20 protein-coding genes are annotated in these 25,373 nt (G+C 65.9%); 2 read left to right on the top strand and 18 right to left on the bottom strand.

What is annotated here, in order from left to right:
- Positions 1-51: 51 nt before the first annotated feature.
- The 3 genes from smc to HBF24_RS07110 form a co-directional block, all read right to left on the bottom strand.
- A complete protein-coding gene (gene smc / locus HBF24_RS07120; RefSeq protein ID WP_167170973.1) occupies positions 52-3,552 on the bottom strand; it encodes a chromosome segregation protein SMC in 3,501 nt (1,166 codons plus the stop codon).
- Between the two features lie 146 nt (positions 3,553-3,698).
- Positions 3,699-3,956, bottom strand: a complete 258-nt coding sequence (locus tag HBF24_RS07115; RefSeq protein ID WP_167170970.1) for a BolA family protein — start codon at positions 3,954-3,956, stop codon at positions 3,699-3,701.
- Positions 3,953-4,252 (bottom strand): YciI family protein, encoded by a 300-nt coding sequence (locus tag HBF24_RS07110; protein WP_167170967.1) that lies wholly within the window; start codon positions 4,250-4,252, stop codon positions 3,953-3,955. Before HBF24_RS07110 ends, HBF24_RS07115 begins: the two co-directional genes overlap by 4 nt.
- A gap of 163 nt (positions 4,253-4,415) precedes the next feature.
- Here HBF24_RS07110 and HBF24_RS07105 point away from each other — a divergent pair, with 163 nt between their 5' ends.
- Entirely contained in the window at positions 4,416-5,084 is a 669-nt protein-coding gene (locus HBF24_RS07105; RefSeq protein WP_167170964.1) for a YidC/Oxa1 family membrane protein insertase, read from the top strand.
- A gap of 66 nt (positions 5,085-5,150) precedes the next feature.
- Here HBF24_RS07105 and lysS read toward each other — a convergent pair whose 3' ends face one another.
- The 10 genes from lysS to carA all read right to left on the bottom strand — a co-directional run bounded on the left by lysS (position 5,151) and on the right by carA (position 18,415).
- Positions 5,151-6,671, bottom strand: a complete 1,521-nt coding sequence (gene lysS / locus HBF24_RS07100) for a lysine--tRNA ligase (protein ID WP_167170962.1) — start codon at positions 6,669-6,671, stop codon at positions 5,151-5,153.
- Positions 6,672-6,781: 110 nt separating this feature from the next.
- Positions 6,782-7,144 carry a hypothetical protein gene (locus tag HBF24_RS07095; RefSeq protein WP_167170960.1) on the bottom strand — a complete coding sequence of 121 codons (363 nt, stop codon included), beginning with the start codon at positions 7,142-7,144 and terminating at the stop codon, positions 6,782-6,784.
- A protein-coding gene (gene prfB / locus HBF24_RS07090; RefSeq protein WP_167170958.1) for a peptide chain release factor 2 occupies positions 7,137-8,262 on the bottom strand; the annotation gives its coding sequence in 2 pieces (ribosomal slippage) (positions 7,137-8,186 and positions 8,188-8,262; 1,125 coding nt in all). Before prfB ends, HBF24_RS07095 begins: the two co-directional genes overlap by 8 nt.
- Before the next feature lie 249 nt (positions 8,263-8,511).
- A complete protein-coding gene (locus tag HBF24_RS07085; RefSeq protein WP_167170956.1) occupies positions 8,512-8,895 on the bottom strand; it encodes an STAS/SEC14 domain-containing protein in 384 nt (127 codons plus the stop codon).
- 70 nt (positions 8,896-8,965) lie between these two features.
- Entirely contained in the window at positions 8,966-10,708 is a 1,743-nt protein-coding gene (gene recJ / locus HBF24_RS07080; protein WP_343162728.1) for a single-stranded-DNA-specific exonuclease RecJ, read from the bottom strand.
- Entirely contained in the window at positions 10,705-11,610 is a 906-nt protein-coding gene (locus tag HBF24_RS07075; RefSeq protein WP_167170954.1) for a phosphoglycerate mutase, read from the bottom strand. The genes recJ and HBF24_RS07075 overlap by 4 nt, the downstream gene beginning before the upstream one ends.
- Entirely contained in the window at positions 11,607-13,502 is a 1,896-nt protein-coding gene (locus tag HBF24_RS17400) for an ATP-binding cassette domain-containing protein (protein WP_167170952.1), read from the bottom strand. The genes HBF24_RS07075 and HBF24_RS17400 overlap by 4 nt, the downstream gene beginning before the upstream one ends.
- Positions 13,499-13,975 carry a transcription elongation factor GreA gene (greA, locus tag HBF24_RS07065; RefSeq protein ID WP_167170950.1) on the bottom strand — a complete coding sequence of 159 codons (477 nt, stop codon included), beginning with the start codon at positions 13,973-13,975 and terminating at the stop codon, positions 13,499-13,501. Before greA ends, HBF24_RS17400 begins: the two co-directional genes overlap by 4 nt.
- Before the next feature lie 86 nt (positions 13,976-14,061).
- Positions 14,062-17,289: a carbamoyl-phosphate synthase large subunit gene (carB, locus tag HBF24_RS07060; RefSeq protein ID WP_167170948.1), complete on the bottom strand. Its 3,228-nt coding sequence runs from the start codon at positions 17,287-17,289 to the stop codon at positions 14,062-14,064.
- A 1-nt stretch (position 17,290) separates the two neighbouring features.
- Positions 17,291-18,415 carry a glutamine-hydrolyzing carbamoyl-phosphate synthase small subunit gene (carA, locus tag HBF24_RS07055; RefSeq protein ID WP_167171439.1) on the bottom strand — a complete coding sequence of 375 codons (1,125 nt, stop codon included), beginning with the start codon at positions 18,413-18,415 and terminating at the stop codon, positions 17,291-17,293.
- A gap of 196 nt (positions 18,416-18,611) precedes the next feature.
- Between carA and HBF24_RS07050 the strand changes: the two genes are divergently transcribed.
- Positions 18,612-19,304: a 2OG-Fe(II) oxygenase gene (locus HBF24_RS07050; protein ID WP_167170945.1), complete on the top strand. Its 693-nt coding sequence runs from the start codon at positions 18,612-18,614 to the stop codon at positions 19,302-19,304.
- 119 nt (positions 19,305-19,423) lie between these two features.
- On the opposite strand, the gene dapB is transcribed toward HBF24_RS07050, so the two are convergent.
- The 5 genes from dapB to hrcA all read right to left on the bottom strand — a co-directional run bounded on the left by dapB (position 19,424) and on the right by hrcA (position 25,323).
- Positions 19,424-20,227: a 4-hydroxy-tetrahydrodipicolinate reductase gene (dapB, locus tag HBF24_RS07045; protein ID WP_167170942.1), complete on the bottom strand. Its 804-nt coding sequence runs from the start codon at positions 20,225-20,227 to the stop codon at positions 19,424-19,426.
- Positions 20,228-20,349: 122 nt separating this feature from the next.
- A complete protein-coding gene (dnaJ, locus tag HBF24_RS07040; RefSeq protein WP_167170940.1) occupies positions 20,350-21,486 on the bottom strand; it encodes a molecular chaperone DnaJ in 1,137 nt (378 codons plus the stop codon).
- 92 nt (positions 21,487-21,578) lie between these two features.
- Positions 21,579-23,516, bottom strand: a complete 1,938-nt coding sequence (gene dnaK / locus HBF24_RS07035) for a molecular chaperone DnaK (protein ID WP_167170937.1) — start codon at positions 23,514-23,516, stop codon at positions 21,579-21,581.
- 102 nt (positions 23,517-23,618) lie between these two features.
- Positions 23,619-24,170 carry a nucleotide exchange factor GrpE gene (grpE, locus tag HBF24_RS07030; RefSeq protein ID WP_167170934.1) on the bottom strand — a complete coding sequence of 184 codons (552 nt, stop codon included), beginning with the start codon at positions 24,168-24,170 and terminating at the stop codon, positions 23,619-23,621.
- Positions 24,171-24,261: 91 nt separating this feature from the next.
- Positions 24,262-25,323 carry a heat-inducible transcriptional repressor HrcA gene (gene hrcA / locus HBF24_RS07025; protein ID WP_167170931.1) on the bottom strand — a complete coding sequence of 354 codons (1,062 nt, stop codon included), beginning with the start codon at positions 25,321-25,323 and terminating at the stop codon, positions 24,262-24,264.
- Positions 25,324-25,373: the final 50 nt, after the last annotated feature.

Genomic DNA, 25,373 nt, shown 5'->3' with positions numbered 1-25,373 from the left:
GTGATGCGCTGATTGTAGTGCCGCGGCGCGGTGGCGCGCAGCCCTGTGCATTTAGGCGGCGCCGGCCAGTTTAGCCGCTTCGGCCAGGTCAACCTGAACCAGCCGCGACACACCCGGCTCACGCATGGTGACGCCACACATCTGCTGGGCCGACTCCATGGTCGACTTGTTGTGGGTGACGAACAGGAACTGCACCTGCTCGCTCATCTCACGCACCATGTTGGAAAAACGGCCCACATTGGCCTCGTCCAGTGGTGCGTCGACCTCGTCGAGCAGGCAGAACGGCGCAGGGTTCAGCTGGAAGATGGCAAATACCAGCGACACCGCGGTCAGTGCCTTCTCGCCGCCGGACAGCAAGGTGATGTTGGACGGGCGCTTGCCGGGCGGGCGCGCCATGATCGCCACGCCCGTCGAGAGCAGGTCCTCGCCGGTCAGCTCCAGATAGGCATGCCCGCCACCGAACAGACGCGGGAACAGCGCCTGCATGCCGGTGTTGACCTTGTCGAAGGTTTCCTTGAAGCGCTGACGCGTCTCGCGGTCGATCTTGCGGATCGCGTTTTCCAGCGTCTCCATGGCGTCGGTAAGATCGGTCAGCTGCGCGTCCAGGTAGTTCTTGCGCTCGGACTGTTCCTCGAACTCCTGGATCGCGGCCAGATTGACCGGCTCCAGGCGCTGGATACGGCTGGCCAGCGATTCCAGTTCGCGCTTCCACTGCTCGGGATCGGCCTTCTCGGGCAGCGATTCGAGCAGGGCTTCCAGCTCCAGACCGGATTCGGAAATGGCCTCGGCCAGCTGCGCGGCGCGCATTTCCAGCGCCTGCGCCTTCAGGCGTTTTTCCGACAGCCCCTCGCGCAGGCCGGCAATTTTCTGCTCCAACGCCTGCCGCGCCGCTTCCAGACGCCGCAATTCATTGTCGCAATCTTCCAGCGCACGGCGCGCATCGACCAACTGTTTGTCGACCAGCAGACGCTGCTCGAGGTAAGTCTGGCGCTCGGCCTCCAGCTCGGCGATGGGGTCCGAGCCCTCGGCCAGCTGCTCGGCAATCTCCTGCTTGCGCGCATCGAGCTGGCGCAGTTGGCTGTCCATGCGTGCCAGCGCCTGCTGCAGCGAGTTGAGCGACGAGCGCTTGGACTCGATGGACAAGGCCAGCTGATGCGATTGCTCGGACGCCTCGCGCGCGTTCATGCGCGCTTCCTCGCGCATCTCCAGCAACTCGCGGCGTTCGTTTTCCAGCTCGCGGCGCAGGTCTTCGTCATCGCCCATGCGCTCGACCGACTCGTCCAGCCGCGCGCGCGCTTCGGTGGCCTGCGCACCCAGCTCATCCTGGCGCCGCGTCAGTTCGCTCAGTTCCTCGTCGACCTTTTCCGAGCGCGCACGGGCCGACTCGACCTTGCCGCGATGGCCCTGCAACTGACCGGCCAGTTCTGACAGGCGACGATGCGCCGCGTACTGCTCGCGCTGCGCATCGTCGCGCGAGCGCTCGGCCTGGATGCGCTCGGCACGCAGCGTTTCCACGCGCTCGGCCAGCTCCTCGTTGCGCGCTTCCAGCTCCTCGATACGCTGATTGAGCGTTTTCAGCTCGCGCTCGCGGGCCAGCACGCCCACCTGATTGCCCTGCGCGCGACGCACATGGGCAAACTGCGCCGACAGCCACAGGCCATCGGCGGTAATCACCGACTCATCGGCGCCGAGTGAGGCGGCCATCGTCTGCGCGGCGTCGGCACTGTCGGCGGTGCGCACACGCGACAGCAGCGCCAGCGCGGAAGCCGGCCCACGCACATGCGCGGCCAGCGTGCCATCGGCACCGACACCGGGCTCGCCGCTGGCCATCAGTGCCAAGTCGGCCTCAGCCAGCTGATCCAGTTTGACCGCCAGTGCGGCCGGATCATCGACCATGACGCCATCGAGCACGCCGGCCAGCACGGTTTCCACCGCGCGCTCCCAACCGGCATCGACGCTCAGCATTTCGCCCAGACGTCGCGCCTTGTCCAGGCCCAGCGCAGCCAGCCAGTCGCTGGCGCCGCCTTCGTCCTGACCCAGCGCGGCATGCTGCAGCGCCTCGAGCGAGGCCATGCGCCCGCGCGCACTCTGCAATTGCTGGCGGCCATCGTTGAGCGCCGATTGCGCTTGGCGCTCTTCGTCGCCCAGACGCTCGCAGGCCAGCTTGTGCCCATCGAGCATGCCGCCCAGCGTCTCGACGCGCTCGCGCTGCGTATCGTGTTCTTCGGACAGCTGCTCGGCGGCCTGTTCCAGCGCCTGGACGTCCACCGCGCGGCGCTCGCGATCCAGCGCTTCGCGGCGGCGCGAAATATCCAGCGCCTGACGGTCCAGATAATCGATCTTGGTGCGCTCGACCTCGGCCGCCCGCGCCGACTCGGACGCGTTGCGCGTGTGGTTGTCCCAGCGCGCCTGCCAGTCGGAAAGCTTGGTTTCGGCCTCGCGCAGGGCCTCGCCGGTGTCGTCCTGCATCTGGCGCAGCGCTTCGAGCTTGGGCTCGCCCTCCTCCAGCGCCATGGCCAGCGACTCGATCTGTTCGCGATCGGTGGCGATGTGCCCGGTCAGCTCCTCGTGCTCGCGGCCGGTTTCCTGCTGCGCGCGCTGCAGGCGCTCGGTCAGGTCGCGATTGTGCTTGACCTGCTGCTCGACACGGGCGATCTCGGCGCCCACCTTGTAGACCTCGGCCTGCACCTCCTGCAGATGCTCGCTGGCCGCGACATGGCGCTCGCGCATGGTCTCGGTCTGCGCCTCGATCTGGCGCTGTTCGGCGACGTGCTTTTCAATCTCGGTCTCGGCCTGGCTCAGGTCGCTGCCCTGGCCCTGGTGCTGCTGGCGCAGGGCGCGATAGTCGAGCGCGCGCAATTCGGCTTCCTTGCGCGTCTGCTCTTCCTTGTGGGCTTTCCAGCGCTCGGCGGCGCGCGCCTGGCGATTGAGGTGCTCGAGCTGCTTGTCGATCTCTTCGCGCACATCGCTTAAGCGGTCCATGTTCTCGCGCGTGGAACGCAGCCGGCTCTCGGTTTCCTTGCGACGCTCCTTGTACTTGGAAATGCCGGCCGCCTCTTCCAGATGCACGCGCAGCGCTTCGGGACTGGCCTCGACAATCTGGCTGATCATGCCCTGCTCGATGATCGAGTAGCTGCGCGGACCAAGGCCGGTGCCCAGGAAGATGTCGGTGATGTCGCGCCGGCGGCAGCGCGTGTTGTTGAGAAAATACTGCGACTGCCCGTCACGGCTGACCAGGCGTTTGACCGAGATTTCCGCGTACTGCGCGTACTCGCCCTGCACCGCGCCATCGCTGTTGTCGAAGATCAGCTCCACCGTGGCCTGGCCGACCGGCCGGCGCGAGCTGGAACCGGAGAAGATCACGTCGGTCAGCGAGTCGCCGCGCAGACGGCTGGCCGCGCTCTCGCCCATCACCCAGCGGATGGCGTCGATGATGTTGGACTTGCCGCAACCATTGGGGCCGACGATGCCGGTCATATTGGTAGGCAGGTGCAACGTGGTCGGGTCGACGAACGACTTGAAACCGGCCAGCTTGATGGTGGTCAGACGCATGCGGGTGGGTACATTCCGTGATCGGGCCGCGCTCCCCTGACCGCGGCGCTAGAAGATCAGGCCACTGTGCCAAGCCCGTGGCTGTGGCGCAACGACCTATCTTCGCAACTTCAAAAACAACGCCTTACAGGGAAAATGCAAGGCGTTTACTCGACACTGGCCTCGATCGCCAATGCATGGATGCCGTTGTTCATCAGGTCATCGACGGCGGCATAGACCATGCGGTGGCGCTGCAAGGGCAGCTTGCCGGCGAAAGCCGGACTGCTGATGCGCACCCGAAAATGCCCCTGGCCCTCGCCGGCATGGCCGGCATGCAGGTGGCCTTCGTCGATCACTTCCAGCGCCGTGGGCGACAGCGCCGCCTCGATGCGCTCGCGGATCAGCGCGACCGGCGCCGCGCTCACGGCAGCACCGACTTGAACGGGCGCACATCCACGCGTTCGTAGACACCGGCGCCGATGTAAGGGTCGGCATCAGCCCAGGCCTTGGCCGCTTCCAGGCTCTCGAACTCGGCCACGATCAGGCTGCCGGTGAAGCCGGCCGGGCCCGGATCGTCACTGTCGATGGCCGGAAACGGACCGGCCAGCTTCAGGCGACCGGCCTCGGACAAGGCCTTCAGGCGCGCCAGATGCTCCGCGCGCACGGACAGGCGTTTTTCCAGCGAATCGGCAACATCGATACCGACAATGGCATACCACATGGCGGTCGTTTCCCAGGCAAAAAGACAAGGCGGGCATTCTAACGCAGGCGAGGGGTTGGCCGACGCCATGCGCTTGCAATCAAACGCGAAAACCCCAGATTGAATACAAGCCGCGACGGCATGCGGCGACACCTTTCACGGAACGAGATTCAAGGGGACATTCATGCACGCTCTCTGGCACGCCTGGCTGGCCGGCATTGGCCACCTGCTCGCCATCCTGACCAGCACGCTGGGCGGCAGCCTGGGGCTGGCGATTATCGCCACCTCGCTGCTGGTACGCCTGGCACTGCTGCCGGCCACCTACCGCATGGCGCGCCAGGGCTGGCAGCGTCAGCGCATCATGCAGGGCTTGAAGCCCCGGCTGGAGGCCCTGCGCAAGCGCCATCGCGATGACTCGCGCCAGCAGCTGGAAGCGACCCAGGCGCTGTACCGCGAACACGGATTGAAGCCGATTCCGGCCGGCGGCCTGCTGGTGGCGCTGGCGCAGATGCCCATCGCCATTGGGCTTTACCACGCCATTGAACGCGGCGTCGCCCACGGCGCGCGCTTTCTCGGTTTGGGCAGCCTGGCCCAACCCAACCTGCTGCTGGCGCTGGGCGTGGCCGCGCTCACCGCGCTGGCACTGCATCTCAATCCGGCCCTGCCGGAAAGCGCCCGCCTGGCGATGATGGGGCTACAGACGCTGATCACGCTGGCGGTGGTCTGGCATCTGGCCTCAGGCCTGGCGCTTTACTGGGGCGCCTCCAGTGCCGTCGGCGTGGCGCAGAGCCTGCTGATGCGCCGTTACGTGCATCGCCAGGCTGCCGCCACGCTTCCCGCCAGCCCGCGCTGAGCACGATCGGGCACAAAAAAGGGCGACTCAAGGGTCGCCCTTTTTTATTGCCTTAACCGAAAAGCCTCACGCTTCCGGACGCATGTACGGGAACAGCAGCACATCGCGGATGGAGCCGGCGTCGGCCAGCAACATCACCAGGCGGTCGATGCCGATGCCCAAGCCACCGGTCGGCGGCAAGCCCACTTCCAGCGCGCGGATGTAGTCGGCGTCGAAATGCATGGCCTCGTCGTCGCCGGCCTCCTTCTCGGCCACCTGCGCGCGGAAACGGCGCTCCTGGTCTTCCGGGTCGTTGAGCTCGGAGAAGCCGTTGGCAATCTCCTTGCCGCCGACGAACAGCTCGAAACGATCGGTGACTTCGGCATCATCGTCGCAGGCGCGTGCCAGCGGGCTGACCTCGGTCGGGTACTGGGTGATGAAGGTCGGCTGCACCAGCGTGCCTTCCACCGTCGCTTCGAAGATTTCCAGCAGCAGCTTGCCCCAGCCATACGCCGGCTTGTACTTCACGCCCAGGCGATCGCAATGCGCGCGCAACGCCGCGACATCGCGCAGCTCTTCGGCCTTGATCTCGGGGTTGTGGTGCTGCACCGCCTCGGCCATGGCCCAGCGGCGGAAGGCCGGGCCCACGTCAATGTCGCGCCCTTCCCAGGTCAGCGCGGTGCGACCAAGCACGGTCTGCGCCGCATCGCGGATCAGGCCTTCGGTCAGGTCCATGATCTCGGTGTAGGTGGCGTAGGCCTGGTACAGCTCGAGCATGGTGAACTCGGGATTGTGCCGCGTCGACACGCCCTCGTTGCGGAAGTTGCGGTTGATCTCGTAGACGCGATCAAAGCCGCCCACCACCAGACGCTTCAAGTAAAGCTCCGGCGCCACACGCAGGTACAGGTCCAGATCCAGCGCGTTGTGATGGGTGATGAAGGGGCGCGCCGTGGCACCGCCGGGGATGACGTGCATCATCGGCGTTTCCACTTCCATGAAGCGGCGCGGCTCGGCCTCCAGCCACTGGCGAATGCGACCGATGATGCGCGAGCGCAGCTTGAAGGTCTCGCGAGCCTGCTCGGTGACGATCAGGTCGACATAGCGCTGGCGGTAGCGGCGCTCGACGTCGGACAGGCCGTGGAACTTGTCCGGCAACGGACGCAGGCTCTTGGTCAGCAGCTTCAGCGCCGACACCTTCACCGACAACTCGCCGGTCTTGGTGCGCATCAGCGTGCCCTCGGCGCCAACGATATCGCCCACGTCCCAGCCCTTGAAGGCATCGTAGCGGTCATCGCCCAACGTGCCCTTGTGGATGAACAGCTGGATGCGCCCGGTCACGTCCTGCAACTGCACGAAGCTGACCTTGCCCTGCACGCGCTTGAGCATGATGCGGCCGGCCACTTTGAGCGTACGTGCCTGGGCCTCGATGGCCTCGGCATTCCAGCGCTCGGCATCGGCAAACTCGGCTTTCACGTCACCGGCGAAGGTGTCCGGGTGAAAGTCGTTGGGGAACGCAATGCCCTGCCCGCGCAGCGCGGTCAGTTTTTCCCGACGCTCGGCGATCAGCTTGTTTTCGTCGACGGGCGGTTGCTGGGTGTTATCGCTCATGGAGGTTCCGTTAGCTTTCATCGCGCCACCGGGCGCGCGCTGGTTTGGTTGAATCTTCAAATCACTGTCGCGGTCGCCGACGGCCACCGCATGAAACGCGTGGCCGCGAACTAGCCACCGCCAAAGGCTTGTTTGAACGCCTTGCGGGTGGCCCGCCAGCCTTCACGCACACCGTGGGCTACCGCGTGCCCGGCCTTGCGCGCACCGTGGCCGACGTCCTTGCCCGCATCGCGCGCGCCGTGGCCAATTTTCACCGCCACATGCCGGGTGGCATGACCGACATCGCGCGCGCCACGCGCCACCGCATGTCCGGCGTCCTTGGCATCGTTCTTGATCTCCTGCCCCGGATGACCTGGCACAGCGGCCGGCGCGGAGGCGGCAAAGCTGGCGCCGGCCAGAGCCAACGCCAGCACGGCAACGCCTCGCCGCGCGAAGCGTTGCCAATCACCGGTGCGGGCGCAAGCGTCAGGCATCGGCGCGCTTGGAGCCGGCATCCAGGCCCGACTTCAGGGCCGCCTCGACGAACTCGTCCAGGTCGCCATCAAGCACGCGCTGCGTGTCCGAGCGCTCGACGCCGGTGCGCAGATCCTTGATTCGGCTCTGGTCGAGCACGTAGTTGCGGATCTGGCTGCCCCAGCCGATATCGGACTTGGTCGCTTCCAGCGCATCCTTCTCGGCGTTGCGCTTCTGGATTTCCAGCTCGTACAACTTGGCCGCCAGCATCTTCATGGCGCGGTCGCGGTTGGCGTGCTGACTGCGCTCGGTCTGGCAGGCCACCACGGTGCCTGTGGGCACGTGGGTGATACGCACCGCCGATTCGGTCTTGTTGACGTGCTGACCACCAGCGCCGGAGGAACGGTACACGTCGGTTTTCAGGTCCGCCGGATTGATGTCGATGTCGATGTTGTCATCGACTTCGGGCGAGACGAACACCGAGGTGAAGCTGGTGTGGCGACGATTGTCCGAATCGAACGGGCTCTTGCGCACCAGGCGGTGCACGCCGATCTCGGTCTTCAGCCAGCCATAGGCGTAGTCGCCCTCGACGCGGAACGTGGCCGACTTGATGCCCGCCACTTCACCGCCAGAGGCCTCCAGCAGCTCGGTCTTCCAGCCACGGCCTTCGGCCCAGCGCAGGTACATGCGCAGCAGCATTTCGGCCCAGTCCTGGGCCTCGGTGCCGCCAGCACCGGCCTGGATGTCGACAAAGGCGTTGTTGGCATCCATCTCGCCGGAGAACATGCGCTGGAACTCCAGCTTCTCCACGCGTCCGGACAGGCCCGCCACGTCTTCGGCCACTGCGGTGACGGTATCCTCGTCCTGGTCGGACGCGGCCATCTCCAGCAGCTCGCGCGCATCGGCAAGGCCCGCCGACAGCTCGTCGATGCCCTCGACCACCGTGGCCAGGCGCGCGCGCTCACGGCCCAGATCCTGGGCGTGCGTCGGGTTGTCCCAAATGCTGGGATCTTCCAGCTCGCGATTTACTTCTTCCAGACGTTCCCGCTTGGCGGGGTAGTCAAAGAAACCCCCTAAGCGCGTCGACGCGGCCGGCAAGGTCCGCAATCTGCGCCAGGATCGGATTGGTCTCGATCATGGAAATGGTCACTTCACTTTAAAACTGGCCGCGCATGATAACACCGCACGCGCCGGCAACGGCGCCACGCGGCGAAGGTGTCATATGCGTATCTCACACCGGCACCGCCGGCCATGCGCCCTTATGAGGGGCTCGGCACGTGTAGCCCGGCGATCGGCAACCGCATGCTGCGCCATTTCAATCTGCTGCCGGATCTGCGCTTGGTGCAAAGCAGCTTTGCGCCAAGCGCGTGACAGCATGGGCGAAAAGCTAACGCCCGCCGTCGATGGGCGGCTCGCAGATCCAGGCCATGGCCTTGGCAAAATCATCGCTTTCGTACTCGCGCACGTCGGCCGGAATCACCGCTTCGAGCAGGTGCACCGTCTTGCGCAGCGAGGCATCGTCGGCGACTACGGCCACGCGCTCGAAACCGGTGAAGTGACGCAAACCCAGCTTGGCATCGTCCCATAGCGCACGCGGCTCGAAGCCATCGAAATCACCGGCCATGGCGTACAGGATGCGCAGCTTGCGATGCAGGGTGAAGGCCGCCTCGATATCCGGCACGATCACGTTCTCGTAATCGGCCGCCGTGAGCTTGCCGCGGGCGCGAAAGCCAATGGTACCGGCGGGCATACCGGGAATCTGTTCGATCATGGCAGCGTCAATCCTGATGGAGAATCTGCCCTCACTATACCCAGCGCGGCCGCACGCAGGATGACGCGCGTCAAACCGGAGCGCGGTCCCGGGCGTCCTGCACGTGGCGCAACAACAGCCGCAGACTCTGCCGGCCCTGCCAGTCGTTGATGGTCAGCTCGTAGGCTGCGTGCAGGTGATACGGTGGCGCACGATTCAGATCGACGTTGAACATCACCGCCTCGTGCACGGCGCCATTGCGCGGATCGCGCAGCTTGAAGCGCCGGTGCGCACGCCCCATCGGGCGGTGGTCGATGCACTCGAACACGTTGTCGAACACCGGCTCCGGAAAGGCCTGCCCCCACGGGCCGGCATAGCGCAGCGCGTGCGCCAGCTCCATGTGAAAGTCGTCCACCGCCAGCTCGCCATCAGTCCACAGCACCGGCTGCAAGGCCTCCTCGGCGATACGCTCGCGCGCCACCGCATCGAAGGCGGCCGAAAATTCGTCCAGACGCGCGCCAGAGAGGCTCAGGCCGGCGGCCATGGCGTGGCCGCCGAACGGCCCCATCAGGCCCGGATGGCGCGCATCGACCTCGGCCAGCGCGTCGCGAATATGGAAACCCGGAATCGAGCGTGCCGAGCCACGCAGATCGGCGCTGCCCTCATCGGCCGGCGCAAACGCCACCACCGGACGATGCAGGCGCTCTTTCAGGCGCGAGGCGACCAGCCCGACCACGCCGGGATGCCAGCTTTCATCGAACAGCGCCACGCCGCGCACCTCGGCCGGCGGCGTCGCCGCCCGCGCCACCATCAGCTCGGCATCGGCGACCATGGTGGCCTGCAACTCGCGGCGCTCGGCATTGATCTGGCTGAGCAGCTCGGCCAGCTCGCGGGCGCGCCCGGCATCCTCGGTGAGCAGGCATTCCACGCCCAGGGTCATGTCTTCCAGGCGACCGGCCGCATTCAAACGCGGCGCCAGCGCAAAGCCAAGGTCGGAGGCGACCAGCGTTTCCAGTCGGCGCTGGCTGGCCTCGGCCAGGGCGGCGATACCGGCACAGGCCAAGCCGCCACGCATGCGCCGCATGCCGGCATCGACCAGAATGCGATTGTTGCGGTCCAGCGCCACCAGGTCGGCCACCGTGCCCAGTGCGACAAGATCCAGCAGCACGCGAAGATCCGGCGCCTGTTCGCGGCTGAAACGCCCGCGGCGCACCAGCTCGCCACGCAACGCCAGCAGCACGTAGAACATCACGCCGACACCGGCCAGCGCCTTGGACGGAAAGTCATCGCCCGGCAGGTTGGGATTGACGATGGCCGCGGCCTTGGGCAGCGTCTGGCCCGGCAGATGGTGATCGGTTACCACCACATCGATACCGCGCTCGGCGGCGGCGGCGACGCCACTGACGCTGGCAATGCCGTTGTCGACGGTGACGATCAAATCCGGCGTCGTGGTCAGCGAGGCAACCAGCGCGGGGCTGAGTCCGTAGCCGTGTTCAAAGCGATTGGGCACCACATAGCTGACCTGCCGCGCGCCGAGCAGGCGCAGGCCACGCACCGCCACGGCCACGCCCGTGGCGCCATCGCAATCGTAGTCACCGGCAATGACGATGGACTGGTTCGCGTCGATGGCGTCGGCCAGTCGTGTCGCGGCAGCATCCAGGCCCGTCAGGCTATCCGGCGCATGCATCTGCGCCAGGCGATGGGCCAGCGTCTTGGCATCCGTGACACCGCGCGCAGCATAGATGCGACGCAGCGCCTGCGGCATCTGTGCCGGCCAGCCCGATGCCAGTGCCGCCGCATCGACTTCGCGGCGGCGAATGCACAATACGCTCACCTGCCGCGACGCCAAAGGCGCCAGCGATGGCCGGGTTTCAACTGCCAGCGCTCACCGCTGGTGGCATGCAGCATCAATGAGTGACCTTCGCGCCACAGGGCTTCCAGTTGCGGCCACCAGCGTGTCAGGTCGGCTTCGCGTTCCAGGTCCAGCAGCACCTGCGCATGGGCTTTCAGCGTGGCGGCATCGAACTGCGGCAACACCTGGTGGGCCACGTGCGAACGCGTGGCCAGGGCGCGCACCACCGGCTCGTCGCTGATGGCAAGACCCAGTTCGGATTTGACCCACGCCGGCAGCGCGCCACCGCCCCAGAACCACAGGCTGTTGGCCGGCGCCTGGCCGCGCTGCTGGCGCTGCGCATTGATGTCGCTTTGATGCAGCAGCACCTGGGTCTCGGTCAACAAGGCGCGCCAGCGTCGGCCATCGCCACCCTGCGGCAAGTGCTCGAGCAGATCATCACCCAGCACCTGTTCGGGATCATCAAAGTGCGGCGGCTGCGCGCCACGTGGCAGGCGCAGATGCCAGCGCGAGGGCAAGCTGGGTTCGAGCACGAAGCCGCGATCACCAAACGAGGGCGCCAATTCGGCGGCCAGCGCGGCCGATTCCTCGCGGCTGATGTCCAGGTGCCCGCAAGCCAGCAGACGCGCACCGGTCAAATCCGGCTGCACGAAGGCAAGATCGGCGCCCAGCCAGGTGGAACCTTCGGCATCGCCATACAGCGCATCACGGGTCAACGCCGCCACCGGCCAGCTACCTGCCGGGGTGCGGAAAAAGCCACGCAAGGCGGCGTGATAGCCGGCCTCGGCATCGGGCAGATGATCGCCACGCAGCAACCACGGCATGGCGTCGGTCAGCGCGCCGGTACGCTGGGTGCTGGGCAGCAGCACGTGCAGCATGCTCATGCGGCCAGCCCCTCCAGCGCCTCGTACACTTCCAGCCACTCGGCCTCCAGCGCATCGTGTTCGCCCTGAAGCTCGCCCTGCTCGCGGCCCAGTTCCACCACCTCGCGGCCATCGCCGTCATATACGGCCGGATCGGCCAGACGCGACTGCACGTGGCCCAGCTGGTCCTGCAACTGCGCCATGCGTGTTTCGATTTTCTTCAACTTCGAGCGCAGCGGTTTCTCCCGCTCACGCTGCTCGGCGGCGGCGCGGCGGCGCTCCTTGTTGCTGACGGCCGTGTCCGCAGGCGCGGCATCCGCAACGGCCGTGCCGTCACTCCCGCTGTCGCGGCTACGCAGCCAGCGCGCGTAGTCGTCCAGGTCGCCATCAAAATGCGCGACGTCACCACCCGACACGCGCCAGTAGTCGTCACAGACCAGGCCCAGCAAATGGCGATCATGCGAGACCAGCACCAGCGCGCCCGGAAAATCGTCCAGCGCATCGGCCAGCGCTTCGCGCATGTCCATGTCCAGATGGTTGGTCGGCTCATCGAGCAGCAGCAGGTTGGGCTTGTCCCAGGCCAGCAGGGACAGCGCCAGCCGCGCGCGCTCACCACCGGAAAAACCGTCCACCGGCTCGAACGCGCGATCGCCGGCAAAATGCCAGGCACCCAGCCAGTCGCGGACGGCCTGACCCGACGCATTCGGCGCTTTCTCGGCCAGGTGCTCGTAGGGGCTGGCGCCGGCGCGCAGGCTTTCCACCGTATGCTGGGCGAAGTAGCCGATCACCAGATCCTTGTGCGCGCCGCGCTCGCCGGCCAGCGGCGCAAGCTCACCGACCAGCGTCTTGACCAGGGTCGACTTGCCGGCACCGTTGGGGCCCAGCAAACCAATGCGGTCGCCCGCCTGCAGGCCAAACCCGATGCCCGACAGCACGGCGTTGCCGCCATAGCCGGCATCGACCGCGTCCAGTGACAGCATCGACTGCGGCAGGCGCTCGGGGGCGGGAAATTCAAAATGGAAGGGACGCTCGGCGCGCACCGCCTCGGTGCCGGCCAGCTTCTCCAGGCGCTTCAAGCGTGACTGCGCCTGCTTGGCCTTGGTCGCCTTGGCGCGGAAGCGATCGACGAACGATTGCAGATGCGCACGCTCGGCCTGCTCCTTTTCGTGCGCCAATTGCTGCTGGCGCAACTGCTCGGCGCGCTGGCGCTCGAATGCAGTGAAGTCGCCGGTGTAGAGCCGCGCGCCGCCATCATGCAGGTGCAGCGTGTGCGAAATGACGCCATCAAGGAACTCGCGATCGTGCGAGATCACCAGCAGCATGCCGGGGTAATGGCGCAGCCACTGCTCCAGCCACAGCACCGCGTCCAGGTCCAAATGGTTGGTCGGCTCGTCCAGCAGCAGGATGTCCGAGGGCGCCATCAACGCGCGTGCCAGGTTCAAACGCACGCGCCAACCGCCGGAAAACTCCGCTACCGCACGCTGGTGCGTGGACGGCGCAAAACCCAGGCCATGCAGCAAACGTCCGGCGCGGGCACGGCCATCGTAGCCGTTCAGCGCCTCGATCTGCTGATGCGCACGCGCCAGCGCCTCGGTGTCATCCGCGGCCAGGGCACGCGATTCCAGTGCCAGCGCCGCGGCCAGTTCAGTATCGCCGCCCAGTACATAGTCGATGGCGGCATCGGGCAGCGCCGGGGTTTCCTGCGCCACCGAGGCCATGCGCAACGATGCCGGGCGCTCCATCTGCCCGGCATCGGCCTCCAGTTCGCCACGCACGATGGCGAACAGGCTGGATTTGCCACAGCCGTTGCGGCCCACCACGCCGACTTTCCAGCCGGCGTGCAAGGTGGCGTTGACCTGCGACAGCAGCAGGCGCCCGCCACGACGCAGCGCCAGATCACGAAAGGCGATCACGCGTAACGCACGCCCACGATCTCGTAGTTCTTGGTGCCGTTGGGCGCCTCGAACTCAAAGCTGTCGCCTTCGTTCTTGCCGATCAGCGCACGCGCGATCGGCGAGGACACGGCGATCAGACGCTGCTTGATGTCCGCTTCCAGGTCGCCAACGATCTGGTAGGTGACTTCTTCGCCGGAGTCTTCCTCTTCCAGGTCGACAATGGCGCCGAAAACCACCTTGGAGCCGGCATTGAGCGTCTTGGTATCGATGATCTGCGCGGTGGACAGCGCCGATTCCAGCTCGGCGATGCGGCCTTCGATGAAGCTCTGCTGCTCGCGCGCGGCATGATACTCGGCATTTTCCTTCAGGTCGCCATGCGCACGCGCTTCGGCGATGGCGGCGATCACCTTCGGGCGCTCCTGGCTTTTCAGGCGATCAAGCTCGCCGCGCAGACGCTCGGAGCCGGCTTTGGTCATGGGGGCACGATTCATGTCGGTGCTCCTTGTGCAATGGGTTCAGGTCACGCGCGGCGAGCCGCGCATGACGGCCCGCCGGCACGGCGGTGGAAACTGGGCGCCTAGACGCCCAGCTCCTTGTGCAGTTCCTGCAGGCTGTGCACCGCTCCACCTTCGCGGAAATCGAGCGAATGCAACAGAGCACGCGCACCGGCGATGGTGGTCGAGTAGGTCACGCGCTGCTGCAAGGCATTGCGTCGGATCGAGAACGAGTCGGAAATGGCCTGCTTGCCCTCGGTGGTGTTGACGATATAGACGATCTCGCCGTTCTTGATCAGGTCGACCACGTGCGGACGGCCCTCGATCACCTTGTTGATGCGCTCGCAGTCCACACCGTTCTCGCCCAGGAACTTGGCGGTGCCGGCGGTGGCGACCAGGCCGTAACCTCGCTTGACCAGATCCTGCGCCAGCGGCAGCAGGCGCGACTTGTCGGCATCGCGCACCGACAGGAATACCTTGCCCTTGGCCGGCGCGCTGATGTTGGCCGCCTCGTGGCCACGCGCGAAGGCGGCGCCGAAGCTGCGGCCCACACCCATGACCTCGCCGGTCGAACGCATCTCAGGACCGAGGATCGGGTCAACGTTCTGGAACTTCAAGAACGGGAAGATCGCTTCCTTCACCGAATAGTAGGACGGCACCACCTCACGCGTGACGCCCTGCTCGGTCAGGCTGCGTCCGGCCATGCAGCGCGCGGCAACCTTGGCCAGCGGCACGCCGGTGGCTTTGGACACGAACGGCACCGTACGCGAAGCACGCGGGTTGACCTCCAGGATGAAGATCTGCTCGCCCTGCACCGCGAACTGGGTGTTCATCAGGCCAATCACCTTGAGCTCGCGGGCCATCTGTGCGACCTGCTCACGCAGGCGGTCCTGCATCTCGGCGCTCAGCGAGTACGGCGGCAATGAGCAGGACGAATCGCCCGAGTGCACGCCGGCCTCTTCGATGTGTTCCATGATGCCGCCGATCAGCACGTTGCCTTGCGCATCGGCGACGATGTCGACATCGACCTCGGTGGCATGGTCCAGGAAGCGGTCCAGCAGCACCGGCGAGGATTCGGACACACGCACCGCCTCGCGGATGTAGCGCGCCAGGTCCTCATCGGTGTAGACAATTTCCATGGCGCGCCCGCCCAGCACGTAGCTGGGACGCACCACCAGCGGGTAGCCGATCTCGCGCGCCAGCGTCAGCGCCTGGTCGGCACTGCGGGCAATGCGGTTGGGCGGCTGCTTCAGATCGAGCTTGTCGATCATCTGCTGGAAGCGCTCGCGGTCCTCGGCCAGATCGATGGAATCGGGCGTGGTGCCGATGATCGGCGCACCGGCCGCTTCCAGCGCGCGCGCCAGTTTCAGCGGGGTCTGGCCGCCGTACTGCACGATCACGCCTTCGGGCTTCTCCAGGTCGACGATCTCGAGCACGTCTTCCAGCGTCAGCGGCTCGAAATACAGGCGATCGGAGGTGTCGTAGTCGGTGGACACGGTTTCCGGGTTGCAGTTGACCATGATGGTCTCGTACCCGTCCTCGCGCAGCGCCAGCGCCGCGTGCACGCAGCAATAATCGAACTCGATACCCTGACCGATGCGGTTGGGGCCGCCGCCCAGCACCATGATCTTCTGGCGATCGGAGGGATTGGCCTCGCATTCCTCCTCGTAGGTGGAATACATGTAGGCGGTGGAGGTGGCGAACTCGGCCGCGCACGAGTCCACGCGCTTGTACACCGGGCGCACGCCCAGGGTGCGGCGCACATGGCGCACGGCGGCCTCGTCGGTGCCCAGCAGCTTGGCCAGACGCGCGTCGGCAAAGCCCATGCGCTTGAGTTCGAGCATGCGCGCCTTGTCCAGCGCCGGCAGGCCCTGCGTCACCACCTTCTTTTCTTCGCTGATGATGTCTTCGATGGCGGCCAGGAACCACGGATCGACGTGGGTCAGCGCGTGCACCTCGTCCAGCGACAGGCCGGCACGGAAGGCATCGCCCATGTAGAACATGCGCTCGGGACCGGGCTCGCGCAGCTCGCGCTTGAGCTCGGCGAAACCGGTTTCGGTGCTGTAGTCCAGCTCGCTGGGGTCAAGGCCGGCCTTGCCGGTTTCCAGACCGCGCAACGCCTTTTGCAGCGATTCGGTAAAGCTGCGGCCGATGGCCATCACTTCGCCCACCGATTTCATCTGCGTGGTCAGGCGCGCCTCGGCGGCCGGGAACTTCTCGAATGCAAAACGCGGAATCTTGGTGACCACGTAATCGATGGTCGGCTCGAACGAGGCCGGCGTCTTGCCACCGGTGATGTCGTTGGCCAGCTCGTCCAGCGTGTAGCCCACGGCCAGCTTGGCCGCGATCTTGGCGATCGGGAAGCCGGTGGCCTTGGAAGCCAGCGCCGAGGAACGCGACACGCGCGGGTTCATCTCGATAACGACCACGCGGCCGTTCTCGGGATTGATGCCGAACTGCACGTTGGAGCCGCCGGTGTCGACGCCGATCTTGCGCAGCACGGCGATGGAGGCATCGCGCAGGCGCTGGTATTCGCGATCGGTCAGCGTCTGTGCCGGCGCCACGGTGATCGAGTCACCGGTGTGCACGCCCATCGGGTCCAGGTTCTCGATGGCGCAGACGATGATGCAGTTGTCCGCATGATCGCGGACCACTTCCATCTCGAACTCCTTCCAGCCCAGCACCGACTCCTCGATCAGCACCTCGTGCACCGGCGACAGTTCCAGACCGTGCTTGACGATCTGCTCGAACTCCTCGCGGTTGTAGGCGATGCCGCCGCCCGAGCCGCCCAGGGTGAACGACGGACGGATGATGGTCGGGAAGCCGACGTTCTGCTGCGCAGCCCAGGCCGCATCCATGGAACGGGCCACTTCTGAACGCGGCGAATCCAGACCGATGTCGGTCATCGCATCGCGGAACAGGTGACGGTCCTCGGCCATGCGAATGGCCTCACGCGAGGCACCGATCAGCTCCACGTCGTACTTGTCCAGCACGCCATGATCGGCCAGCTCCAGCGCACAGTTGAGGCCGGTCTGGCCGCCCATCGTCGGCAGCACCGCATCCGGGCGCTCCTTCTCGATGATGCGCTCGACCACCTGCCACTGGATCGGCTCGACGTAGACGGCGTCGGCCATTTCCGGGTCGGTCATGATGGTGGCGGGATTGGAGTTGACCAGGATGACCCGGTACCCCTCTTCGCGCAGCGCCTTGCAGGCCTGGGCGCCGGAATAGTCGAACTCGCAGGCCTGACCGATCACGATCGGGCCGGCGCCGATGATCAGGACGCTCTTGATATCTTCGCGCTTGGGCATGTCAGCGGGCCTCCATCATCGCGGTGAAACGGTCGAACAGGCCCGCCACATCGTGCGGACCCGGGCTGGCTTCGGGGTGACCCTGGAAACTGAAGGCCGGCGCGTCGGTCAGCTCGATGCCCTGATTGGACTGATCGAACAACGAACGGTGCGTGACGCGCACGTTGTCCGGCAACGAGGCCTCGTCCACGGCAAAGCCATGATTCTGGCTGGTGATCATGACGCGGCCCGAGGCCAGGTCGATCACCGGGTGGTTGGCGCCGTGATGGCCGAACTTCATCTTCATGCTTTTGCCGCCGGCGGCCAGCGCCAGCAGCTGATGACCCAGGCAGATACCGAACATCGGCAGCTTCTTTTCCAGCAGCGCGCGGATGGCCTCGATGGCGTAGTCGCACGGCTCCGGATCGCCCGGGCCATTGGACAGGAACACGCCATCGGGCTTGAGCGCCAGCACATCCTCGGCCGAGGTCTTGGCCGGCACCACCGTGATACGGCAGCCACGCGCGGCCAGCATGCGCAGGATGTTGCGCTTGGCGCCAAAGTCGTAGGCGACCACATGGAAGCGCTCGCCGCCGGCGCCGAAGGCATCGGCGTTGAGGTCGAACTCGCCTTCGCTCCAGGCGTAGGACTCGGCCACGGTCACTTCCTTGGCCAGATCCATGCCCTTCAGGCCCGGGAAGCCGCGCGCCGCTTCCAGCGCGGCATCGGCGTCGATGTGGTCGCCGGCCGCGACGCAGCCGGCCAGCGCGCCCTTGTCACGCAGGATGCGCGTCAGACGACGCGTATCGATGCCGGCAATGGCGACGATATTCTGCTGGGCCAGGTAGTCCGGCAGGCTGATGCGGTTGCGATAATTGGACGGCAGGCGCGGCACGTCGCGAACAATCAGGCCCGCCGCCTGCACGTGCGACGACTCGGTGTCGGCGTCGTTGCAGCCGGTGTTGCCGATATGCGGATAGGTCAGGGTGACAATCTGCCGGGCATACGAGGGATCGGTGAGGATCTCCTGGTAACCGGACATCGCCGTGTTGAAAACCACTTCGCCAACGGTCTGGCCGTGGGCGCCCACGGCATGGCCGTGGAAAATACTGCCGTCTTCGAGAGCAAGCAGAGCTGGTGTCATGATGGGCCGCCTTCAGGTGCAGCAAAACCCGCAGGCCGGCATCGACTGGCCTGAGGCTTTGGGATAACGGGGGTTCGGGCGGGCCACAATGTTAAGTGCGGTCGCGGTCACTGTCCAGTCAAATTCTCAACCAGGTGACGGTCACCATTCATGAGGAATCGGCATTACAATCGTGACAATCACTTTTCACGATTCGCCCATGAACTCAGTGCTACTTGATCCCGCCCGCCTGGAACGCCCTGACACCCTGGTTCGGCACGAGCCGTTCCCGTTCATGGTGGCGCACGGACAACTGCCCGATGAGGCACGTGGAGAACTGGACCGCGACTTTCCCGGTTACCGTGAAGCCGGATTCTTCCCCTACGACCCGGCCGACTGCGGTCCGAGTGTGAACGCACTGGTCGAGCAGCTGACGCAACCGGCCTTCGCCAGCGCCATCGGGCGTCATCTGGGCATCGACAACCTGGGCAGCTATCCCACGCTGGTGACCATCTGTCGCTGGCTGAACAAGCGCCACGGGACCATCCACACCGATTCCAAATCGAAGGTGGCCACCGCCCTGCTCTACCTCAACGCGCAGTGGCCGGATACCAGCAACGGCTGCCTGCGCTTTCTGGAGCGCATCGACAACATCGACGCCATGCTGGCGCCGCAGGTGCAGCCGCTCTACGGCGAGTTTGCGGTGTTCAAACGCGCCGACAACTCCTTCCACGGCCACCTGCCCTTTGAGGGCGAGCGGCGCGTGATCCAGGTCGCCTGGCTGGTCAGCGAAGAAGCCAAGGCGCGCAAGACCAAGCGCGGCAAGTTCTCACGCGCCTTCAAGGGGCTGGTGGGCGTACTCGACAAGAAGCTCGGCGCCGGACGCGACCGCAACGCCTCGCACCGCGACTGACGGGCGCCCGCTCATCCCGTCGGCGCTTACCCGCCACGGAACCCGCGGGCCATCGACCATCGACGGCTCGTGCGGGTTTTTGACCGACGCCATGCCGACCGCCTGAGGCGATTGCCGCGTCAGCTGCGGCTGGCGAGCATGTCGTCCAGGTCGTAACTGCCGGCCGATTGCCCGGCCAGCCAGATCGCCGCCTCCAGCGCGCCTCGGGCGAAGATGGAGCGATCGGTGGCGCGATGACCAAGCTCGATACGCTCGCCCTGCCCGCACAGCAACGCGGTGTGCTCGCCGACAATGTCGCCACCGCGCACCACGGCAAAACCGATGCTGCCGCGCTCGCGTGGGCCGGTGCGCCCCTCGCGCGCATACACGGCGCAGTCGTCCAGGCTCACGCCACGCGCCGCGGCCGCCGTCTCGCCCAAGGCCAGCGCGGTGCCCGAGGGTGCGTCTTCCTTGCGCCCGTGATGAGCCTCGATGATTTCCAGGTCCCACGAAGACAGCGCCGACGCCGCCTGGCGCAGCAACCGGTTGAGCACGGCCACGCCCAGACTGAAATTGGCCGCCCGCAGCAGCGCAATGTGCCGGGCGGCCTCGTCCAGGCGCTGGCTGAGTTCAGCGCTCAAGCCGGTTGTGCCGGTGACCAGTGCCAGCTTGTGCTCGAGGCAGTGGTCCAACGCCAGTGAGAGACCATCCGGCGTGGAAAAATCCACCACCACATCCAGCGCTTCGGCACCCTCCCAGCCGGCCGAAAAACGCACGCCATCGGCTGACAGGCCCTCACGGACCGGCTTGCCTACCTGGTCGGAAGCGGCATCGATCACCGCGCGTGAAAGCGTCAGGCGCCGGTCGCGGCGGATCAGTTCCAGCAGCGCGCTGCCCATGCGCCCGGTGGCGCCGTTGATGGCAAGTCGGGTGGTCTGGCTCATGCGAGCAACCCCTTGGAGGAAAGCATGCCAGCGTACCGCATCCGCGACGGAGCGCCATGGGTGACAAGGCCCGCAGTCAACCGGCCAGCAGCCGGTCGACGGCGGATCGGGCCCATTTCAAATCAGGAGGTGACGCGCGACCAGAACTGCTTGACGCCATCGAACCAGGAACTGGCGCGCGGCGAATGGGCTTCAGGTTCGGCTTCCTCGAAGGTGCCTTCCAGCTGCTCCATCAGATCGCGCTGCTCCTTGGTCAGGCGCACCGGCGTTTCCACCACCACCTGGCAGATCAGGTCACCGGCACGACCGGTGCGCACCGAGGTCACACCGCGACCACGCAGACGGAATACCTGTCCGGTCTGGGTTTCCGGCGGCACGGTGATATCAACCTCGCCTTCCAGCGTCGGCACCTGGATCTTGGCGCCGAGCGCGGCCTGGCCGAAGCGGATCGGCACTTCGCAGTGCAGGTCGCTGCCTTCGCGAGTGAAGATGGCATGCTCGCGCACGCGCATTTCCACGTACAGATCGCCCGCCGCTCCGCCCGCCGGCGCGGCCTCGCCCTGACCGTTCAAACGGATGCGATCGCCATTGTCGACACCGGCCGGAATGCGCACCGACAGCGTGCGCGTTTCCTCGACACGGCCCGCGCCATGGCAGTCGCCACAGGGATTCTCGATGGTTTCGCCGGTGCCGCCGCAATGCGGGCAGGCCTGCTGCACCGAGAAGATGCCGTTCTGCATGCGCACCCGGCCCAGGCCGTTGCAGGTGCCGCAGCGGCTGCGCTTGCCGTCCTTCGAACCGGAGCCATCGCAGGTTTCGCAGCTGACCAAGGTCGGAATGCGGATCTCGCGCTCGACACCGAACACGGCCTCTTCCAGGTCCAGCTCCATCACGTAGCGCAAGTCTGCGCCGCGATGCGCGCGGGTGCGCCCGGCGCCGCCCATGCCGAAAATATCGCCGAAGATGTCGCCAAAGATGTCACCGACATCGCCGAAACCGGCACCACCGCCGGCGCCCGCACCGCCCATGCCACCCTCGAAGGCAGCGTGGCCGTACTGGTCGTACATGGCGCGCTTTTGCGTATCGGACAGCACCTCGTAGGCCTCTTTGGCCTCCTTGAACTTGTCCTGCGCTTCCGGGTCGTCGGGATTGCGGTCCGGGTGGTACTTCATCGCCATGCGGCGGAAGGATTTCTTGAGCTCGTCGCCACCCACGGTGCGCGAAACCCCCAGAACCTCGTAATAGCAACGCTTGCTCATAGACTACTCAGATTGCTCGACGCTCGCGCCAGGCCCTTCAGGGCGAAACGGGAGCCTTGCGGGCTCCCGTTCCTGACGCCAGATGACGACGCTTACTTCTTGTCGTCGTCCTTGACCTCGGTGAACTCGGCGTCCACCACGTCGTCGGGCTGGGCCGAACCGCCGCCCGGCGCCTGCTGGCCGGAGGTGTCGGCACCCTCGCCACCCTGGGCACCGGCCTGAGCCGCGGCATACAGCGACTGGGCACGCTGCTCGAGCGCGGTGATCTTGGACTCGATGGCGTCCTTGTCGTCGCCGTCCTTGACCTTCTCAAGGTCGGACAGCGCTTCCTCGATACCGCCGATCTGGTCGGACGGCACGTTGCCGCCGTGCTCCTTCAGCGCCGAGCGGGTCGCATGCACCAGCTGGTCGGCCTTGTTGCGCGTGGTGACCAGTTCCTGGAACTTCTTGTCCTCTTCGCGATGCGTTTCGGCATCGGAGACCATCTTCTCGATCTCTTCGTCGGACAGGCCCGAGCCAGCCTTGATCTCGATCTTCTGTTCCTTGCCGGTCTTCTTGTCCTTGGCGTGCACGTGCAGGATGCCGTTGGCGTCGATGTCGAAGGTGACCTCGATCTGCGGCATGCCACGCGGCGCGGCATCGATACCGGCCAGGTCGAACTTGGCCAGCGACTTGTTGAAGCGGGCCTGTTCGCGTTCACCCTGCAGCACGTGCACGGTGACGGCGGTCTGGTTGTCCTCGGCGGTGGAGAACACCTGCGAGGCCTTGGTCGGGATGGTGGTGTTCTTCTCGATCAGCTTGGTGAACACGCCGCCCATGGTCTCAATGCCCAGGCTAAGCGGGGTCACGTCCAGCAGCAGCACGTCCTTGACGGTACCGCCCAGCACGCCACCCTGGATGGCCGCGCCCACGGCGACCGCCTCGTCCGGGTTGACGTCCTTGCGCGGATCCTTGCCGAAGAACTCCTTGACCGCTTCCTGCACCTTGGGCATGCGGGTCTGGCCGCCGACCAGGATCACCTCGTCGACGTCGGACACACGCAGGCCGGCATCGTTGAGCGCGGTACGGCACGGTTCAATGGAACGCTTGACCAGCTCTTCGACCAGCGCTTCCAGCTTGGCGCGGGTCAGCTTGATGTTCAGATGCTTGGGACCGGAGGCATCGGCCGTGATGTACGGCAGGTTCACTTCGGTCTGATGTGCCGAGGACAGCTCGATCTTGGCGCGCTCGGCGGCATCCTTCAGGCGCTGCAGGGCCAGCGGATCCTTGCGCAGATCCACGCCCTGATCCTTGTTGAACTCGTCGACCAGGTAATCGATGACGCGGGTGTCGAAATCTTCACCGCCCAGGAAGGTGTCACCGTTGGTGGCCAGCACTTCGAACTGCTTCTCGCCGTCGACTTCGGCAATCTCGATGATGGAAATATCGAAGGTGCCGCCACCCAGGTCGTAGACCGCGATCTTGCGATCGCCGCCCTTCTTGTCCAGGCCGTAGGCCAGCGCGGCCGCGGTCGGCTCGTTGATGATGCGTTTGACGTCCAGACCGGCAATCTTGCCGGCATCCTTGGTGGCCTGGCGCTGCGAATCGTTGAAGTAGGCCGGCACGGTGATCACCGCCTCGGTCACTTCCTCGCCAAGGAAATCCTCGGCGGTCTTCTTCATCTTCATCAGCACCTTGGCCGACACTTCCGGCGGCGCCATCTTCTTGCCGTCGGAGGTCTGCACCCACGCATCGCCGTTGTCGTGGTTCAGAATCTTGTAGGACACCAGGTCGATGTCCTTCTGCACCTCGGCGTCGGTGAACTTGCGGCCGATCAGGCGCTTCACCGCGTAGAAGGTGTTGGCCGGGTTGGTGACAGCCTGGCGCTTGGCCGGCGCACCAACGAGGACCTCGCCATCCTTGCTGAACGCGACGATGGACGGCGTGGTGCGGTCGCCCTCGGCGTTCTCGATGACGCGTGCATTGGAACCTTCCATCACCGCCACACAGGAGTTGGTGGTGCCCAGGTCAATACCGATGATCTTGCCCATGATCTGTTGCTCCAAACTTTTCAGATCGCGGCCCCCGCGGCCGCTGCTGTGATTCTAGGTGGGGCCCCGCCCCATCGATTCAAGAGCTTGAAATTGCGCCGATTAACCCCCTGGCGCCTTGGCCACGGCCACCAGCGCCGGACGCAACAGGCGGTCGTTGAGCACGTAGCCTTTCTGCATCACCGAGACCACGGTGTTGGGCTCGTGCTGGTCGCTTTCGACCATGCTCATGGCCTGATGGCGCTCGGGGTCGAACGGCTGATGCAGCGGATCGACCGCGATCAGGCCGGCGCCTTCGGCCACCTTGCGCAGCGAGCGCAGCGTCAGTTCCATGCCCTGGCGCAGCGCCTCGACATCGGCGCCCTGCACGGCCAGGCCCTGCTCCAGGCTGTCGCACACCGGCAGCAGTTCGCCGAGCAGCTTCTCGTTGGCAAAGCGGCGGGCGTTGTCCAGGTCGCGCTGCACACGGCGGCGCTGGTTTTCCAGATCGGCGCGCTCACGCAGAAGGGTTTCGCGCGCCTCGGCGGCGGCCTGCTCGGCCTCGCCCAGCTTGGCGGTCAACGCCTCGATTTCGGCCAGTTGCTCATCGCCCGGTGCGGCCTGGTTGGGCATGTCCTGCGCCTGCTCGGACGCATTCGGCTTGGTGTCTTCCATTTTCGCTCCAGACATCAATTCAATCTCGCGGCGCCAGCCTCACGCTGCCACCTTGCATAGTGCGTGCGGGAATTCCCGCCTCCCGGCCGGTTTATAAGGTCGTCGCGACGCGATTCAAGGCATCGGACAACAATCCGGCGGTGGCCTGCACCACCGGAATGACCCGGTCATAGGCCATGCGCGTGGGTCCAATCACGCCCAGCGCGCCCAGCATGCGCCCCCCGGCGCCATACGGTGCGGTCACCACCGAGCAGCTGTCCAGCGCCGAAAAACCCGACTCTTCGCCGATGAACAGACGCACGCCCGGCGCCTGCACGCAGCCTTCCATCAGCTGCAGCATGTCGCGCTTGCGCTGGAAGGCGTCGAACAGCTCACGCAGTCGTTCAAGATCCGACAGTTCCTGATAACCCATCAGGTTGGTCTGCCCGGTCACCACCACATCGGCTTCGTGCAGGTCCGGCCCGAACGAAGCCGCGGCCAGCTCCATGGTTTCGGCCAGCTGCCGGTTGAGTTCGCCGCCGGCGGCCTTGAGTTCGGCCAGCAATCCGGCGCGAATCTGCGACAGATGCATGCCGGCGAAGTGCTCGTTGAGGTAGTTGGAGGCCTGTTCCAGCACCGAGGGTGGCAGCGGCTTGGACAACTGCACCATGCGGTTTTGCACCTGGTGATCGGCGTAGACCAGCACCACCAGCACGCGATCATCACCCAGCGCCACAAACTCGATATGGCGCAGCGGGAAGTCGGCCTGCTGCGGCACGGTGACCACGCCGACAAAGTGCGTCATCGCCGACAGCAGTGTCGAGGCACTGTCCAGCAGGTCGCGCGAAGTGGCCGGCTGCAGCGGCAGCTCTCGACGCAGGCGTGCCATCAGCTCACGCGGCAAGGGTTTGAGCTCGATCAGGCTGTCGACGAACACGCGCAGGCCGCGCGGCGTGGGAATACGACCGGCCGAGGTATGCGGCGAGGCGATCAGGCCCTCTTCTTCGAGGTCGGACATGATGTTGCGGATGGTCGCCGGGCTGACATCCAGCCCCGAGGACTTGGCCAGCGTGCGCGAGCCCACCGGTTCGCCGTCGGTAAGGTACTGCCCGATCAGCGCCCGCAACAGGCGGCGGGCGCGGGCGTCGAGTTCAGGACCGTTGCGCATGCTCATGGCGTTGATTGATCACTTGCATTCCAGGTCGATGAATAAGGGCTGTGCAC

It is taken from the genome of Oleiagrimonas sp. C23AA, from assembly GCF_011759385.1.
Lineage (GTDB): Bacteria > Pseudomonadota > Gammaproteobacteria > Xanthomonadales > Rhodanobacteraceae > Oleiagrimonas.
This window is presented reverse-complemented; position numbering and strand designations above follow the sequence as displayed.